Source organism: Paenibacillus sp. GSMTC-2017, from assembly GCF_016019935.1.
GTDB lineage: Bacteria > Bacillota > Bacilli > Paenibacillales > Paenibacillaceae > Pristimantibacillus.
In genome coordinates this window covers 1,202,040-1,219,274 of sequence record NZ_JAECMT010000001.1, presented here as the reverse complement: position 1 = coordinate 1,219,274, position 17,235 = coordinate 1,202,040, and the positions used below count along the sequence as shown (strand labels likewise).

14 protein-coding genes and 1 riboswitch are annotated in these 17,235 nt (G+C 38.5%); of the genes, 12 read left to right on the top strand and 2 right to left on the bottom strand.

Annotated elements, in window-relative coordinates; genetic code table 11:
• Window positions 1-16: 16 nt before the first annotated feature.
• The 12 genes from I6N90_RS05665 (at window position 17) to I6N90_RS05610 (ending at window position 14,979) form a co-directional block, all read left to right on the top strand.
• Complete coding sequence (locus I6N90_RS05665) at window positions 17-1,201, top strand: nucleotidyltransferase domain-containing protein (protein ID WP_197934487.1); 1,185 nt, start codon at window positions 17-19, stop codon at window positions 1,199-1,201.
• Window positions 1,202-1,228: 27 nt separating this feature from the next.
• Window positions 1,229-2,452, top strand: coding sequence for a glycosyltransferase (locus tag I6N90_RS05660; protein ID WP_197934486.1), 1,224 nt, complete (start codon window positions 1,229-1,231; stop codon window positions 2,450-2,452).
• Window positions 2,449-3,492: a glycosyltransferase family 2 protein gene (locus I6N90_RS05655; RefSeq protein ID WP_197934485.1), complete on the top strand. Its 1,044-nt coding sequence runs from the start codon at window positions 2,449-2,451 to the stop codon at window positions 3,490-3,492. Before I6N90_RS05660 ends, I6N90_RS05655 begins: the two co-directional genes overlap by 4 nt.
• A 3-nt stretch (window positions 3,493-3,495) precedes the next feature.
• Window positions 3,496-4,653, top strand: coding sequence for a polysaccharide pyruvyl transferase family protein (locus tag I6N90_RS05650; RefSeq protein ID WP_197934484.1), 1,158 nt, complete (start codon window positions 3,496-3,498; stop codon window positions 4,651-4,653).
• Window positions 4,654-4,659: 6 nt separating this feature from the next.
• Window positions 4,660-5,853, top strand: coding sequence for a glycosyltransferase (locus I6N90_RS05645; protein ID WP_197934483.1), 1,194 nt, complete (start codon window positions 4,660-4,662; stop codon window positions 5,851-5,853).
• Between the two features lie 12 nt (window positions 5,854-5,865).
• A complete protein-coding gene (locus tag I6N90_RS05640) occupies window positions 5,866-7,047 on the top strand; it encodes a glycosyltransferase (protein WP_197934482.1) in 1,182 nt (393 codons plus the stop codon).
• A 37-nt stretch (window positions 7,048-7,084) separates the two neighbouring features.
• The gene (locus I6N90_RS05635) at window positions 7,085-8,320 is read left to right on the top strand and encodes a glycoside hydrolase family 88 protein (protein ID WP_197934481.1); all 1,236 of its coding nucleotides are present in this window, start codon (window positions 7,085-7,087) and stop codon (window positions 8,318-8,320) included.
• Window positions 8,317-9,879 (top strand): lipopolysaccharide biosynthesis protein, encoded by a 1,563-nt coding sequence (locus I6N90_RS05630; RefSeq protein ID WP_197934480.1) that lies wholly within the window; start codon window positions 8,317-8,319, stop codon window positions 9,877-9,879. The genes I6N90_RS05635 and I6N90_RS05630 overlap by 4 nt, the downstream gene beginning before the upstream one ends.
• A gap of 98 nt (window positions 9,880-9,977) precedes the next feature.
• Complete coding sequence (locus I6N90_RS05625; protein WP_197934479.1) at window positions 9,978-12,293, top strand: right-handed parallel beta-helix repeat-containing protein; 2,316 nt, start codon at window positions 9,978-9,980, stop codon at window positions 12,291-12,293.
• Between the two features lie 160 nt (window positions 12,294-12,453).
• Window positions 12,454-13,491, top strand: a complete 1,038-nt coding sequence (gene galE / locus I6N90_RS05620) for a UDP-glucose 4-epimerase GalE (protein ID WP_197934478.1) — start codon at window positions 12,454-12,456, stop codon at window positions 13,489-13,491.
• A 69-nt stretch (window positions 13,492-13,560) separates the two neighbouring features.
• Window positions 13,561-14,622 carry a glycosyltransferase family 2 protein gene (locus tag I6N90_RS05615; RefSeq protein WP_197934477.1) on the top strand — a complete coding sequence of 354 codons (1,062 nt, stop codon included), beginning with the start codon at window positions 13,561-13,563 and terminating at the stop codon, window positions 14,620-14,622.
• Window positions 14,623-14,719: 97 nt separating this feature from the next.
• A riboswitch (cyclic di-GMP riboswitch) is annotated at window positions 14,720-14,803 on the top strand.
• Window positions 14,804-14,817: 14 nt separating this feature from the next.
• Window positions 14,818-14,979 carry an anti-repressor SinI family protein gene (locus I6N90_RS05610; RefSeq protein WP_197934476.1) on the top strand — a complete coding sequence of 54 codons (162 nt, stop codon included), beginning with the start codon at window positions 14,818-14,820 and terminating at the stop codon, window positions 14,977-14,979.
• An 11-nt stretch (window positions 14,980-14,990) separates the two neighbouring features.
• On the opposite strand, the gene I6N90_RS05605 is transcribed toward I6N90_RS05610, so the two are convergent.
• Window positions 14,991-15,320, bottom strand: coding sequence for a helix-turn-helix domain-containing protein (locus I6N90_RS05605; protein WP_197934475.1), 330 nt, complete (start codon window positions 15,318-15,320; stop codon window positions 14,991-14,993).
• 97 nt (window positions 15,321-15,417) lie between these two features.
• Window positions 15,418-17,226, bottom strand: a complete 1,809-nt coding sequence (locus I6N90_RS05600; RefSeq protein WP_197934474.1) for an ABC transporter ATP-binding protein — start codon at window positions 17,224-17,226, stop codon at window positions 15,418-15,420.
• Window positions 17,227-17,235 lie beyond the last annotated feature (9 nt).

Here is a 17,235-nt window from a genome sequence, read left to right as displayed (position 1 = left end):
TGTGAGGGAGATTGTGATGAATAACGAAGTTGGATATGCTACGGACCTTTTTTCTCAAGAATTGAGATTATTGCTAGCTTTACTTGAAGTGGATGATCAATCAGAGCCGACCTTTGAGCAATGGGAGCTATTGCAAGAAGTGGATTGGTCTCTTTTTATTGAACTAGCGAGGCATCATCGTGTATTTCCTTCTATCAACCTTAAGCTGAAAGAATTAAAATCAGCGCACATTCCTTCTTTTGTCCTCCAATTATTCCATAGGGATTATTATCGAAATACGTTGCAAATGCTAAATTTATGCGGAGAGATGGAGCAACTTGCTACGTTGTTTTCCGGCAGTGACATCCAGGTTTTGTTTTTGAAGGGGCCAGTTATTGCAGCAGACCTATATGGTGATGTATCTCTAAGGACCTCATGTGATCTGGATTTTCTCGTACCTATGAACAAACTGGAGCAAGTGGAACGAATGTTATTGTTGCAAGGTTACGAAAAAAATGATTATATCACTTCCGTTCTCAACGATTGGAAATGGAGACATCATCATATAACGTTTAACCATCCAACTAAGGGTATCAAGGTTGAAGTACATTGGAGACTTAATCCGTCACCTTCCATAGAACCAAGTTTCGAAGAATTATGGGATCGAAAGCGTCAAAGCTCCTTAATTAGCAGGCCTATCTATTATTTAGGTAGAGAAGACCTCTTTTTATTTTTAGTCTCACATGGAGCGCGACATGGTTGGTCGCGATTACGTTGGCTTTTGGATATTAAGCAGTTAATGAAACAAAAAATAGACTGGACGAAGCTTGCAGTGTTGCTACGTAAGCATCATCTTCTACATATTGGCGGCCAGGCTATTTCTTTGGCAGCTAAGTTACTCGCGGTACCACTAAAAGAGGAAGTTCGGCCGATTTTGACTACTCGTAAAGCAGAGTGGCTGGCGGAGGACACCATGTTTTATGTAAAAAGAATGGTGAATTTGCATAGTCCACCGGTGCCAAAAGATGTCGAACGGTATCACAAACGGTATTTACTTGCATTAATGACAAGTCGTCAAAAGATCGTATTTTTCGCCAGTATGTTACATCCTTTTTCAGAAGATGCTGAGACTCTTCCATTGCCGAAAAATCTACACTTTTTATATTTTCCTTTGCGGCCGCTCTTATGGGTTTGGCGAAAGACGAGAAAAATAGCTACGTAGATAATAACCTATACTATCGGAGGAAATATGAAAAATATTTTAATAGCTTCCTACGATATGGAAGTAGGAGGAGTAGAAAGAAGTTTAGCGAGCATGTTGCAAGAATATGACTATTCCGGGCAACAAGTTGACCTCATGTTATTTAGGCATAGTGGGGACTTTATGCATCTACTATCAGACAAGGCAACGCTGCTAGAAGAGATTCCGACATATGCAAGTTTCCGTTACTCTATTTTAGAAACAATCAAGAAAGGGCTTTTTTTTCTTGGTGTGACGAGAATTTTGTCAAAATTGCAGGCAAGTTATGTAGGTAGCAAAAAGGGGTTTTCGGAAAATGGGTACTATCAACTACAGCTGATGTGGAAATATGCTTTACCTTTTCTTCCACGCAGAGATCGACATTACGATGTAGCTATCAGCTATTTATGGCCACATTATTATGTAGCGAATAAAGTGAATGCTACCCAAAAAATAGGATGGATTCATACGGATTATTCAACGTTAGAAGTTGATGTCGAGTTGGACTTGCGAATGTGGCGGCAATTTAATTATATTATTGCCGTTTCTGAAGCTTGCAAAGAATCATTTTTAACTAGATATGGTGAGCTTCGAGATCGTGTATTTGTGATAGAAAATGTAATGTCACCAGAGTCCATTCGATTACTTTCCAGAGATAAGTCGCATTCTCTTATGATGAAGGAAGACAATCGATTTAAGCTGCTTACAGTTGCTAGATTGTCACATGCAAAAGGAATTGACCAAGCTGTAAAAGCACTAAAGCTGTTGGAGCAACGTGGAATAAAGGACATAACGTGGTACGTAGTTGGTTATGGCGGTGATGAGCCTCACATTAAGGAACTCATCAAACAATATGGATTAGAAGACCGATTTATTCTGCTTGGCAAACAAATTAATCCATATCCATTCATGGCAGAATGTGATATGTACGTGCAGCCATCACGTTATGAAGGAAAAGCGATTACGGTGACGGAAGCACAAATTATTGGGAAACCTGTTATGATCACTCGTTATCCGACTGCATCAAGCCAAGTCACTCATAATGTAGATGGTTATATAGCAGAACTAACTGAAGAGGGTATCGCTGATGGTATTGCGTATCTGTATTCACATCCAGAAGTGCGGGAACGATTGTCTAATCACTGCTTAGAGAGAGACTTCACCAATAAAGATGAGCTCGCGAAACTGTATCAGTTAATGGGTACTGAATCTAGCAGGAGGGGGTATTCTTGAACGTTAAAGTAAGTGTCATTATCCCGGTTTATAATGCTGAAACTTATTTGCCTGCATGTGTGGAATCTCTTCTGGCACAGACACTTCAAGAATGTGAGTTCCTTTTTGTTAACGACGGCTCCATAGACAGTAGCGCTGCTATTCTTAAAGGCTATCAGAGCAGAGACGATAGAATTATCCTCATCAATCAAATGAATGCAGGCGTTAGTACGGCACGCAACGAGGGCATTAGAAGAGCAAGAGGTGAATATATCGGTTTTGTTGATGCAGACGATTGGGTTGAACCTGATATGTATGAAAGGATGTATCAAGCTGCTAGCCGGAATGAATGCGATGTTGTCATATCCAATTTCGAAAGTCAGATGAACGGGAAAACCGTTCTAACTCGTTATGATTTTCCATCGGATACTAGCTTGAACAAATCGTATATTCAAAAAAATATACTTCCCATTTTCATGAGGACCGCAGCCTTAAACGCTGTTTGGAACAAAATTTTTCGTAAAGATTTGATTGAGCAGCATGTAGTGGCATTTAAGCATGGGATGGCTTTAGGTGAAGACAAGGACTTTAATATGAACATTTTTAGTTATGCGAACACAATTGTCTATTTGGATTATAGAGGTTATCACTACCGAGAAGTAGAGGGTAGTGCTACACATAACATAGCGAAGATGGACTACTTCGGAAATGCAATAGAAGTGTTTAGAAAGGATTATCCTATCGTATACGCTAGTCAGTTTGACCCATCCGAAATTAAGGTTCTGAAATCAATCGAGTTAATGAAAGCGATCATTTCATATATTCATATTTATTTTAATGCGACTAAAGAGCTTGGTTTCTGGAGACGATACAGTGCCGTAAACAGAGCTCTAGAACAGAAGGAAGTAAGGGAAGCCTTTCACATTTATGTGGAGCATAGAAAGGATGCAAGTAGATACGAAAAGTGTATGACTTTTTTTATTAAAATCAAATCAACATTAGGGCTATATTGCCTAACAGCTTACAGCAGGTATAGAAATGAAATGAGTAATGGAGGGTAAACGATGAAAATTATGATGTTTGCACATGGTGGAAGTTTAAATAGAGGTTGCGAAGCTATCGTCCGTTCTTCAACAAATTTAATCAAGGATCAAATAAACGGATCAGAAGTATATTTGGCATCGCATAAACCAGAAACGGACAAATTGTTAACACGATTAGATGGCATTTATGACGGGTCGGCAGTAGGGATTCGAAAGTTTTCTAAGGAGTGGCTAGTAGCTACGATTCAGAATAAGCTGTTCCGATCAGAAAGATATGCACTTGGTGTTATTGAGAAAAACACGATTCGTCATATTAAGGACATGGATATCGTTATGTCTATCGGTGGAGATAACTATTGTTACGGAGAGCAACCGAACTGGTATGAAATTGATCGCAGAGTAAAGCAACAAGGAAAAAAACTCGTATTATGGGGCTGTTCTATTGGAGAAGAAGATATGTCTGATGAGAAATTAGAGGATCTAAAACGCTTTGATCTGATCATCGCACGTGAAACATTAACTTACAACATGTTGATTTCTAAAGGTTTAAAGAAAGTTAAACTTTCGGCTGACCCCGCCTTCACAATGGAACAGGAAGAGCTTTCACTGCCAGAAGGCTGGCAGGAGGGCAACACGGTTGGCATTAACTTTAGCCCGTTAGTGTCTAAGTTGAACGAAAAGTCTCGCGAAGCAGTTAATCAATTAATTAAACACATTTTGAAGGAAACGACGATGACGATTGCTTTAACACCACACGTCATTTACGAAGGCAATAATGATTATGTTGTACTACAGCAAATTTACGAGCAGTTTAAATCTACGAATCGGGTTATTTTGTTGCCGGATCATTTATCAGCTATTCAATATAAAGGTTACATTGCGAGAATGAGATTTTTTATTGGCGCAAGAACACACGCAACGATCGCTGCCTACTCCAATTATGTACCAACGATGGTGTTAGGATATAGCGTGAAGTCCAAAGGAATTGCCAAAGATATATTCGGAGAAGAGAAGCTGGTACTTGATCTGAAGCAATTATCGCATGCTAATATTCTTAAAGATTCGTTTGATGAAATGGTGCGAGAAGAGGAAGTCATCAAAGCTAAGTTAAAAGAGTCTATGCCAAAGATCAAAAAAATGTCTCACAAAGCTGTAGATTACTTGAAAGAGCTGGCTTGATAGCATATGAAAAAGAATCTATTGTTTGTCATTCCGAGTTTGGCAGCAGGTGGTGGCGAGCGAAGTCTAGTAAATTTACTTACACAGATTGATTATGACCGCTTTAATGTGGATTTATTTCTTTTACATCCCGAAGGAATGTTTATGGAACTAGTCCCTAAGCAAGTTCGGATATTGCCATTGCCGACGAATTATCAATCATTTGTATTGCCACTAGGAACATCTATTAAACAGTTTCTTGCAAAAGGAAACGTCCGCCTAGCCTATATTAGATTATTATATGCACTGTTTAATCGTACCTCCCATTCCATCGGGAAAAGAGAACAAGATACATGGAAGTATTTGTCCGCAAGTATCAATGAAGTGGGTAAGACGTATGATACTGCGATAGGATTTCTAGAGAAGACGTCCATATACTTTTGTGTAGACCAAGTACAAGCAGGGTCCAAAATTGGATGGGTACATAACGATTATTTCAAACTAGAAATAGATCCAAACTTTGACCAGCCGTATTTCCACAAGTTGGATCATATCGTTACCGTATCGGATGAATGTGCAGTCTCGCTTAAAGAGGCTTTTCAAGAGCAAGAGAATAAAGTTAGTGTTATCCAAAATATTGTATCGCCAACCGTTATCGCTAAACTAGCCAATCAAACCTCTTCTGATGTCTTTAGTCGGCTTAATGATGAACTGGTAATCTTAACGATTGGCCGCCTTCATCCACAGAAAGGATTTGAGCTAGCGATCGAAGCATGCCGATTGTTAGTAGATAAAGGATGCAAAGTACAATGGAATGTTATAGGGGAAGGTGAAGAACGGAAACGACTAACTAAATTAATTGAAGATTATGAACTAGGTTCACATTTTAGATTGTTAGGGCTTCAAACTAACCCGTATCCGTTTATTAAGCAAACTGATATCTATGTGCAGACGTCCAGATACGAAGGAAAGTCTATCGCTATTGATGAAGCGAAAATCTTAAACAAACCAATTATCGTAACAAATTTCAGTACGGCTAAAGATCAAATTTGCCATGGCGTAGATGGTCTTATCGTTGATATGACGGCAGAAGCGGTAGCTGAGCAGATTATGGAACTGGCTTATGATCGAGAATTACGCAATACGTTGCAACAAAATCTTTCCTTATTGCAGCTTGGTACTGAAGGGGAAATCGAAAAACTTTACAAGTTGTTAGGGTAAGGGGATGCAGATATGCGTAAAAAGCTGTTATTCGTAATGAATAATATGACTTGTGGTGGCGCTGAGAAGTCATTACTCTCACTGTTACAAAGTATTGATTACGACAAATTTGAAGTAGATTTGTTTCTTTTTAAGCACGAAGGATTATTTTTAAATAAAATTCCGCCTAAGGTGAATTTACTGGAGGAACCGCAATATTATACTGTTTTTGATATGCCAATTAAGAAAGCATTAGTACTCTCATTACGGAACATGAAACTGCAATTATTTGCATCTAGGGTACTATCAGCCATTCTAATGCGTACAGAGAAAAACAGGGCAAGATGCGAGCAACGAATGTGGCGTTATGTTTCTAAGGCATTCCCTTTACTAGAAAAAGAATATGATGCTGCTATCGGCTATTTGGAGAAGTCACCAATCTATTATGTAATAGACAAAGTGAATGCCAAAAGTAAACTGGGGTTTATACATAGTGAATATGAAGCATACGGAATGGACGCAGTCATCGACAAGCCTTACTTTAAACAACTTGATCATCTTGTAACCGTATCAGAGGAATGTGTTCGTTCCTTAAGGGAAATGTTTCCTGATATTCATTCCAAAATAAAGTTGATGCACAATATCGTTACACCGAGAACGATTTATACAATGGCAGATGAGACAACTCCTTTGCCGTTTGACAATATTAATATTGTTTCTGTGGGGAGATTAAACAGAGTTAAAGGGTTTGATTTAGCTATTGAAGCTTGTCGATTTCTCCAGAAGGAAGGTATACCAATCAAATGGTATATCGTTGGAGAAGGAGAGGATCGGCAACGTTTAGAGCATCTAATTGATGAAAAAGGATTGCAGGATACTGTAATACTAACAGGGGTTCAATCTAATCCATACCCATATATTAAACACTGTCATATTTATGTTCAAACATCTTTGAACGAAGGACGCTGTTTAACCATTACAGAAGCAAAAATATTGCAAAAGCCGATCGTGTCAACAAATTTTAGAGCAATCTATGATCAAATTACTCATAAAGAAAATGGGTTGATTGTTGAACAAGATGCAGAATCGATTAGCAATGGGATCAAGGAACTGATCACTAATAATGAATTAAGACAGAAGTTGATTAACAATCTTAAAGATGAGTCGTTAGATAATGAAAGTGAAGTGAATAAGTTTTATCAGTGGGTAGGTTGAATCGATTTTGTTAATAAGATTGGAGGTGGGTTCTTGTATGGGATTAAGTTTAGTAACAGGAGCTATAGCAACTGTAGTATTTATCGCTGTAATCGTCATCGTTTCTTTGGATATTTATCCTATTTTCAGAACATGGCTAGGACGAATTCACATCGGAAGGCATTCTGATCTTTCAGAATGGAATAAACTTATTTCGCAAGTAGGAGTCAAATGGCTTAACGATACGCCCAAGGTTAAAGTGACCGACCATACTCGATTCACTATTTTAGAGAGAGTGAAAGGTCAATATTCTGCTGCAACGTTACAGGATTGGCAACAAGCTCTATTGCTGCTCGGATTGACTGAGCAAGTGCTAGATAATAAGGACAAAAAAGCAATAGATACATTTTTAGCATCCAAGTTTAATGAGAAGGGCGAGTGGAAAGTAGCACCTCGTCATGTGGATTCGGCGATATTGGCATATTCTGTTATGAAGGTTCCTGGCATTAACCTTGAACAGTACCGACCAGCTCTTGACGCCACTTTGCAACTAATTAAAGAGCATATGGGGACAGAAGAGACTGTTCTTTATAGAAAATCGATGAATGATTATCGCTATGTGGACACAATTGGTTTTATTTGCCCATTTCTGACTGCTTACGGAATGAAGTTTGGGGAACAATCCTGTATAGATCTTGCTATGAAACAAATTCGCGCCTATGTTCAGCATGGTTTTCAAAAGCAAGAAGGATTACCTTACCATGCCTACGATGTCAAAACTGCTGCACCACTAGGATTATTAGGATGGGGCAGAGGGTTAGGCTGGTTTGCGCTTGGGTTAATCGATATGTGGACTGAATTGCCTAGTAACCATGTTTATAAATCGGAACTTAATGCAATTGTTACCTCTTTCGCAAATGCTGCAATGAAATGGCAACAGCCAAGTGGCAGTTGGAACTGGACTGTTACGAGAAAGGAAAGCCGCTCGGATTCATCCACAACCGTTATGTTAAGTTGGTTTCTATTGAGAGCTTCTGCTTTGGATGAGTTGAAAGAGAATAGTTTGAACAGTGTTACAAAGGCAATAAACTATCTTAAAGGTGTCACTAGACGAGACGGTACAGTGGACTTTTCTCAAGGGGATACAAAGGATATTGGTGTATATTCTACACTCTTTGACAGTTTACCGTTTACTCAAGGTTTTGTGATTAGATTAGGACGTTTGTATAGTAAAGTTAACGAATCAGAGGTTAATGTTTCTACGCAAGGACAACGTGAATGGAGTAAGGTATGAGGGTAAAGCATTCATTGCTTAATATGTCTGCAGGTTTAATTAATCAACTTATCATTACGATTTTAAGTTTTGTTTCGAGAACGGTGTTTATTCATAGCCTTGGCATTGAATATCTTGGGGTAAATGCACTATTTACAAGTGTTCTTGCGATGCTCTCGCTTGCCGAAGCGGGTATCGGATCGAGTATTGTCTATAATCTCTATAAGCCAGTTGCTGAAGGTAATCGGCTCAAAGTATTAGCACTAATGAAAATGTACAGAAATACGTACCGGGTAATTGCAATGATTGTAGTCGCATTAGGCGTTATGATTTTACCTTTTCTGGATCAAATCGTTGGTGACACTCATGTACAGCATTTAGAGTGGGTGTACGTCATTTTTTTGCTGAACACAGCTTTACCATATCTCTTTGTCTACAAACATTCTTTTTTAAATGTTAACCAAAAAAATTATATAGTGACGGCTGTGTTCTCGATCTCATCCATCGTCTCAACGAGTATTAGAATTGCTATTCTCGTCTATACCGAAAACTTTATCTTATATTTGGTAGCAGATAGCGTAATCACGATTGCAACTTCTATCATACTTGCACGGATAGTGGATCGTAAATATCCGTATCTTCGTTTTGGTAAGGCAGATGTACTGGATCCCGAAACAAAGGCTAGTTTTCTTAAAAATATGAAAGCTATTTTTATCCAAAATGTCGGTACGTATTTTATATTCGGCGTTGAAAGCATTTTTATTGCGAAATTTGTTAGCATTGAGGCGGTTGGCATTTACTCCAACTACAGAATGTTAATTGATATATGTCGAACTTTTATTAATCAAATATTTAGTAACTTATACCATAGTGTTGGCAATTTAGTAGCCAAAGAGAGTGCGGATAAAGTGTTTAGCATTTATAAGGTAATGTTACTTATGAGTTTCTGGTTATACTCTATGCTCGCAATTGGAATGTATTTGCTCATTCAACCTTTAATTAAAATTTGGCTTGGAACAGAATTTCTGATGAGTAATATTATTCTTATCGTTTTAATCGTTATGTTTTATGAAAGAGGGATGCGCAATACGATTACAACAGTAAAAACAACAGCGGGAATTTTCCATGAGGATCGGTATGCGCCACTTATACAAGCTTTCATTAATTTAGTTCTATCTTATATCCTGGTTAAAGAACTAGGTCTCGTTGGCGTATTTATTGGAGGATTTATTAGTGCTATAGTTGTTCCTTTCTGGACAACACCTTATCTTGTATATAAGAAAGTGTTCCTCAAGTCTCTTAGTCATTTCTATATAACCTATTTTTTGTATTCTGTAATAGGCTTCGCAGCATTTTCAGCATCATTTGCAATCATAAGCCTGCTTCCTACGAGTAGTCTAGTAGCCTTAATTGTGAAAGGGATAGTTGTTGTTATTGTAATAAACGTCATCTATGTTCTTGTATTTTTTAAGACGGCAGAATTTAAGTATTTGACTGCAATAGCCTTACCGCTAATGGTGAAGTTTGTCCCAATCCGAATGTTACTACCTACAAAACAAGTAGAGATAGGCAAAAAATAGTGCTTTAAATAACTTTTAAATGGACGTATTAACATAATTTGTAACGTTTCGCAGACAGGCTACATAAATTGATAGTAAAACTCGGAGGTGATGTAATTATGCCACCGCAATCTATCAATGGAGGAGCTTCCTACTTTATCGACTTATCTGAATTCGGTATTAGCAACGATGGTACGGATGCTGACAATACGCGGAAAGGAATTAATGATGCGATCATTTGGGCAAAAGATGAAGGTTATAGTCATATTGTCCTTCCTGGTGGTATCTATCAAGTCAGTTTAGATCCTTCTACTTTGACTGCGATAAATATGGTTAGTGACATGCATCTAGAAATGTCTCACGATTGTGAAATTCGCCTGGAAGGAAATTCTTCGCCGAGCTATGCCATATTCAATATGACAGGTATTCGGCATGCTAAGCTATCAGGCGGGAAAATAGTAGGGGATAAAAAAGTTCATAGATACGAAATGTACGTAAAGTTCGTTAGAGGTGGAATAAACGCTGATGGATCTTTAAATAACAACGCTAGCTGGATCAGAAGTGAAGTGATAGATCGTTATGACAACCCCGGACTATTATCCTCATTCCGAGTATGGGGAATTAATGGAGTGACAGCTCCAGGGTATCAGTTCTATCAATACAAGGATGTTGTTATGGCTTCTACTTTAGTAGGTTTTCGTACAAACGGAATATTTGCACCAAGCGGATCGAATGGAAGAGGTTGGATTTTGGATGAAGAAGGTATTGATCGCAATAATAAAATGGTTATCGCGATAAAGCCCACTTCACCACTCACGAATGCGCAAATCGCAGCTTTACAAGCGAAAATTGATCATTTTTCTACGACACATGAAAGCGGGCACGGAATTTCGATTCGTGGTTCAAATCACGTTGACATTACAGGGATAGATATTTCAAATTGTACAGGTGACGGCATATTCTCAAGTTGGGAAAAATATCATATCGATCCAACACAATATACGCAAGAACAGATGGGCCAGCATGTAAATATAAAAAATTGCGACATTCACCATTGTCGGAGACAAGGTATATCTATTTGTTCAACGAATGACACTCATATCTATCGAAACAGAATCCATCATATTGGCTTTGATGATGACGATATAACAACAAATTTTCGAAATGGTACATTACCTATGTATGGCATTGACATAGAATCGATGCTTAGTGAAATGAATATCCCAGTTAAATCGGAAGATCGTCCTGATGGGTTAGAACTAAACAATCGAATCTTTATTAAAGATAATTATATTTATAGCAATGCAAGAGGACATTTTGTTAATACAGATGGAACAGATGTATTACTAGAAGGCAATAATTTCGAAGGCTACAATGTTGGGGGAATCAATTCGAATGCGAACTATGCAAATATTAGGTTCGTCAACAACATATTTGATAAATGCGAGTTATGGGTGCAAGGTGATAATTTTGTAGATGGAGCCGTCTTCCGGGGTGGGAATTTGAGATTTCTCAATGTATTAGGGGCGACGGTAAATAACTGTAGAATTAAAGATGGACTTATATATGGTTCTAGTCTGTATGGTTACTTTGGATCACCCCTTTCAATAACTGACAATAAAACATTTACGTACGCTACTCCTCATGGAATGGGGAATGGTGCAAAGGTAGTATTCGAGCAGTGGGTTGGTAAAGTACCAATTGGAATAAGTATAGATAAAATTTATTTTATAGTAAATAAAAGCGCAAACGCTTTCCAAGTATCTGAGACGCTTGATGGTCCTGCAGTTGTTGTATCTGATCAGGGGGTAATTGGTTATAATATCAGCCGTTACAATTACGGTAGATGTTATTTATCCAATATCGTATTGGAGAGAGATTGGCGTCCTGATAATAATCTTACTCCGAACTTGAACTTATTATTGGCGGGAGCAGTTATAAATAACGTTACAGTAAAAAATTATGATGTAGCGTTGTTAGTGCCTGCAAACTACGTTGGCCGTCCGAATGTAATCAAAGGAATAACACTTATAGAAGGTTATGCACGTTTTGAAGGATGTCACATTGAAAGTGGGGAGTTTATTAGAAATAAGACGACCCGGCTTGGTGGGGATATTCAATTTGGATCAAATAGTTCATCTTATGTAAGAGAGAATTCAGTTCGATCAGCTCTATTTCAAGGAGTTTCTGTCGTACTCGAAGGACCAACAACAATTACAAATAGTATTTTTTTTAGTACGGCAATCGGAAAGTCAGATGGAAACACAAAAGCGAAGATAGTAAACTCTTATTTAGAGAACACTAAAGTGAACATGAATTGGCTCAGAAAAAATAACTCATTTACGTTAGCTGCATCTGTATTGAAGGGAGTTACAATTACAGGTTCATCACCATATGTAGTCGCCGTCAATAATACAGAAATAGCGGATGTTTAGTCATAAAATAGGATCAACCCCCCTTCCACGATAAATGATTGTGTAAGGGGGTTTTTGTTATAAATTTCTATTAATTAAAGACATTCACAATTTGTTCTGTTATAATGTTCTTTATAAAGAACAATTGTATTCTTGAAAAAGAACTTTGGAGGAGATAGAATTGGCTATTCTCGTTACTGGCGGAGCAGGTTATATCGGTAGTCACACTTGTGTAGAATTACTTAATGCTGGCTTTAATATAGTAGTCGTTGACAATCTTTCAAACAGTCATCCCGAGGCGTTAAAGCGTGTAACAGAACTAACGAACAAGTCGTTCCCATCTTATTTTATTGATTTAATGGATCGTGATTCATTGGATCATGTATTTAAAGAGCATCATATTGATGCGGTTATTCATTTTGCAGGTCTGAAGGCAGTAGGTGAATCGGTACAATTTCCACTTAAATATTATCACGATAATTTAATGAGTACGACAACACTTTGTGAAGTAATGGAAGAGAACAATGTCAGACAACTAATCTTTAGTTCGTCTGCAACCGTTTATGGTGTTCCTCAGCATGTACCTATTGATGAGAACGCACCGATCGGTGCAATTAATCCATACGGACGTACAAAACAAGTTATTGAGCAGATTTTGCATGATCTTGTTCAGTCTAACCCAAATTGGAGTGTTGCAATATTACGATATTTCAATCCAGTTGGAGCTCACAAAAGTGGGAGGATAGGAGAAGATCCAAGTGGAGTGCCTAATAACTTAGTACCATACATCGCGCAAGTTGCTGTAGGTAAGTTAACAGAAGTTTCAGTGTATGGAAAAGATTACGATACGTTAGATGGAACGGGAGTGAGGGATTATATCCATGTTGTCGATCTTGCGTTAGGGCATTTGAAAGCTCTTCTCAAAATTAGAGCGACTCAAGGTGTTTGTACGTACAATTTAGGTACAGGTCAAGGGTTTAGTGTGCTGGAGATGATCCAAGCATTCCAAGAAGCATCGGGGCGTACTATTCCTTATCGTATATCAAATAGACGGCAAGGAGACATCGCTACTTGTTATGCTGAAACAACAAAGGCAAATACAGAATTAAATTGGATTGCCGAAAGAGGAATAGAAGAAATGTGCAGAGACACATGGCGATGGCAGTCGATGAATCCTAATGGTTACAGGGAATTGGCTACTCTTGCACAGAAGGGATAAAGCTACCTGTAACACAACTTGCACCGATCACACGACTACGAAGGTTACATAAATTGCGAGGTGCTAACCGTGAGTAAAGTCAGCATCATAGTTCCTGTCTATAATGCGGGAGATAAGCTGCATCGCTGTTTACAATCTATCATGAGTCAGACTTTCAAAGATTGGAATCTGTTGATCATTGATGATGGGTGTAGTGACAACAGTATAGCAATAGCCAGACAATACGAAATTAGAGATGATCGCATTCAAATTTATCATCAACCTAACTCTGGTAGCATAGCTGCTAGATGCAAAGGTGTAGAATTATCCAGCTCCTCGTACGTCATGTTTGTTGATGCTGATGATTGGATTGACAATTTAATGCTGAAGAGAATGATTAGTATTGCAGAAGCTGTAGATGCAGATATTACGGTTTGTAATTTAGTTAAAGTACTCGGGAAATCGAAGTGGATAAGGAAAACGAATAGAAGTGAATATTTTGTTAATGAAAAGTTGTATACCGGAGATGAAATCTTTAGCGGGTTAATTCCAGCTTTTCTTCACGGACATTCTTTCCCAGCTCAGATGCATGGTAAGTTATATAAAAGAGAGTTGCTGCAGACAGATGGTCATTTCTTATCCCGTATCCACTTCTTTGGTGATGATCTTTATTACAATCTTGAGATGTTCATTAAGGCTAAGACAGTTAAAGTAATTCCTGACGGACTTTATTATTATCGTGCTGGAGGATCAACGAGCAAATACATGTCCTATCTATTTAAGGATGCAGTTAGTGGTTATCGTATTCAGAAGGAAGTAGTGGAAACTTACTATATCCAAAATCAAGATTATCATTTGTTAGGTATTAGATTAATGCTGCTGAATACATTCCCTACATGCTTAAGAAACATGTTCCTTGGTAGCTTATCTAAGCAGGAGCAGTTCACGCTAATAAACGAATATTGCTCTCACCCAGCTGTCCAGGAGAGTGTGAACTTTGAAGCTGCTGCAAGTCGATGCTCACCAGAGTTCATTAAAGCAATTCGTGAAAAGAACGTTAGCTATCTATATAAAATGGGACGGAAGAACTATGTTAAGAGTTTATTTAAAAAAACGCTGATGAATACGGTTTCAAAAATATCATTTTTATAAATTCGACAAATTAAGAAGTAATCTATCAAAATTTGGGGACATGAACCGACAGTATATGCAAGCGTAGTAGGCTATTATTAGTGATGTAGTCAAAATTATGGAATTGGGAGACGAGGAAATGCGTTTATTATATGGGCACCTTAAGCGCATGGAGTCAGTGGTGCAACCGGCCCCAATTAATTGGGGGATATGAGGATGACACTATTAGTATCGGACAACCAACTTGAATTGGATAAAGAATGGGTAGAGCTTATATTACAAGCACGTGATAAGGGATTAAGTATCGATGATGTAAGAAAATTGCTTAGTACACTTCGTGAAGAAGGGTTTGCAAAATTACAAGAAAGCGCTGTATAAAGAATACGGCGCTATTCGCGATTTGATTTCCATTTGTTGAATTCTAGAAATTCTTTGAACTGTTCCTTGCTGACTCCAGAAGCCATCGCTTCTCGGACCAATTCGCCCCACTCCATGTCAAGACCGTCGGCTGCTCGTTCAGTTTGCTCACTATTAACAAATTCCTCAACGGGAACGTTTAATACCTCGCCTATTTTCTCTAGAAATTGTATAGAAGGGTTTTGCTGGAGTCCTCTTTCGATTGAGCTCAAATAAGATTTTGCGACTCCAGCTCGTTGTGACAACTCAGTTAACGATAGACCCTTTCGCTTGCGAAGCATCTGAATACGTTGTCCAATCATGGTAGACTCCCCCGATAATGCTAAGGTGCATTGTTTTTTTCTATTATAACGAATTTATTGTAAATACGAAAGTAATAGTAGAGGAATCATTCTTTATTTAGAACGAAGCTGCGGTGGAACCCGTTTGGAGGTGAAGTGAACGACCGAAGTAACCTTCGTGATCTCCGGCTAGTTGTGCGAATTTCCCCTGTTCTACGATTTCTCCATTTTGTATGACGTATACCTGATCAGCCCCGCGTAAAGTAGATAAGCGATGAGCGACTATAATAATGGTCATCGTACCTTTTAATCGATCAATAGCTTCTTGAATGTTGCGTTCATTTTCCGCATCCAGCGCACTGGTTGCCTCATCAAGTACAAGAATGGAAGGTTTACGAATAATAGCTCTTGCAAGTACCAGTCTCTGGCGTTCCCCTCCGGACAATCGCACTCCCCTATCTCCAATCGTAGTATCTAGCCCTTGAGGCAGCCCTTTTACAAATGTATCACATGAAGCAAACGTTAATGCTTGCCATATTTCTTCCTCAGTGACATTTGGCATAATAAGCTCCATATTTTCTCTAATGGTAGTGTTGAACAGAAAAGGGTCTTGTGACACATAACTAATGGACTTACGGTAAGCAAATAAATTATGTTCTGTGATAGGATACCCATCAACGAGAATATGCCCTTTGTCCGGATTAATAATGCCCATGATCAAATCGATTAACGTGCTTTTTCCAGCTCCAGATGCACCAGCAATAGCGGTTGTAGAGTGAGCTTTGATACGGAGGTTAATTCCCTTTAAATTGTACTCATGGTCGTTTTTATTATATTTATAGCTTAGCTCTCGACATTCAATATGCTGTGCAATGTCAAGTCGGCTTCCCGCACGGTCGATGCCAGCACCTTTTTCTGCTGATTGTGTACATTCTTCCTTCAATTCTAGTACAGTTTTACAGGCTGGTATTAAGGATGATAATGTTTCCATATTAGATTGTATAGAAGTAAACCTTGGCCATAGCCGTGCAAAAATTAACGTTATCGTTAGAAGCTGTAAGCCTTGCGTTTTGAACAACGTAAAGCACGCCAAAATGAAGCTAGCAATGAGAAAAGTAGAGACTGTTTTGTAGAGTAGTTGGGAATTCATTCTTAATTTAATATAGGCCATCTGTTCTTGGAACATACTTTGTGTTAGGTTATCCATCCATTCCATTCTCGTATGTTCCATCGTATTGCTCTTAATGTCTTTCATCCCATTTATTTGATCTGTAATTCCACCAAGGTAGTTCTGAGAATTTTGTGTGGTTTGAGTTCCGATCTGCTTCGAGCTTTTGATGAAACGTCTTGATGCTACAGCAAGCAACAAACCGCAAACTAACACAAATAAAGTGAGTAGTGGGGATAGCCAAAGAGCAATACCGATTTGGATGATTGTAAAGATGACAGAAGCAAGGAGTTGAAGAGAAGTGTTCATCGCACTAACTACTCTTGCTAGTTCTTGTGTCATTAAATTGACGAGATCTGATCCTCTCTTACGCAGAAAGAAGGGCCAATTCGCTTGCAGCAGCTCGCGATAGGTATCGAGACGAAGCTGCCTACCGAATTGACCCTGCAGTTCAACGTTCCGGATCATGATATGACGATGAATTAAGTTTTGAAGGGTAGTTGCTAAAGCATACACTCCGAGGACAATACATAATGAGGTTAACGTATCAAAAGAATTTAACCGCTCGGATATCCAAGTGAAATATCCTCCTGGATTAACACCCATACCGATGAGTCCGATTAGACTAAGAAGTGGAACAAGTAATAAAACACCAACACTTTCTAGGAAGCTGCTAGTCACAGTGCCAAATAAGTTGCGATATAGAGCAAAACCAGCGTGGGCATGCAATTTTTTAAGGAAATGTAGGATATATTTCATGGAGATCTC

Coding starts and splice junctions, on each gene's coding strand:
- I6N90_RS05665 (WP_197934487.1), top strand. CDS start 17: ATGAATAACGAAGTTGGATATGCTACGGACCTTTTTTCTCAAGAATTG.
- I6N90_RS05660 (WP_197934486.1), top strand. CDS start 1,229: ATGAAAAATATTTTAATAGCTTCCTACGATATGGAAGTAGGAGGAGTA.
- I6N90_RS05650 (WP_197934484.1), top strand. CDS start 3,496: ATGAAAATTATGATGTTTGCACATGGTGGAAGTTTAAATAGAGGTTGC.
- I6N90_RS05645 (WP_197934483.1), top strand. CDS start 4,660: ATGAAAAAGAATCTATTGTTTGTCATTCCGAGTTTGGCAGCAGGTGGT.
- I6N90_RS05640 (WP_197934482.1), top strand. CDS start 5,866: ATGCGTAAAAAGCTGTTATTCGTAATGAATAATATGACTTGTGGTGGC.
- I6N90_RS05635 (WP_197934481.1), top strand. CDS start 7,085: ATGGGATTAAGTTTAGTAACAGGAGCTATAGCAACTGTAGTATTTATC.
- I6N90_RS05630 (WP_197934480.1), top strand. CDS start 8,317: ATGAGGGTAAAGCATTCATTGCTTAATATGTCTGCAGGTTTAATTAAT.
- I6N90_RS05625 (WP_197934479.1), top strand. CDS start 9,978: ATGCCACCGCAATCTATCAATGGAGGAGCTTCCTACTTTATCGACTTA.
- I6N90_RS05610 (WP_197934476.1), top strand. CDS start 14,818: ATGACACTATTAGTATCGGACAACCAACTTGAATTGGATAAAGAATGG.
- I6N90_RS05605 (WP_197934475.1), bottom strand. CDS start 15,320: ATGATTGGACAACGTATTCAGATGCTTCGCAAGCGAAAGGGTCTATCG.
- I6N90_RS05600 (WP_197934474.1), bottom strand. CDS start 17,226: ATGAAATATATCCTACATTTCCTTAAAAAATTGCATGCCCACGCTGGT.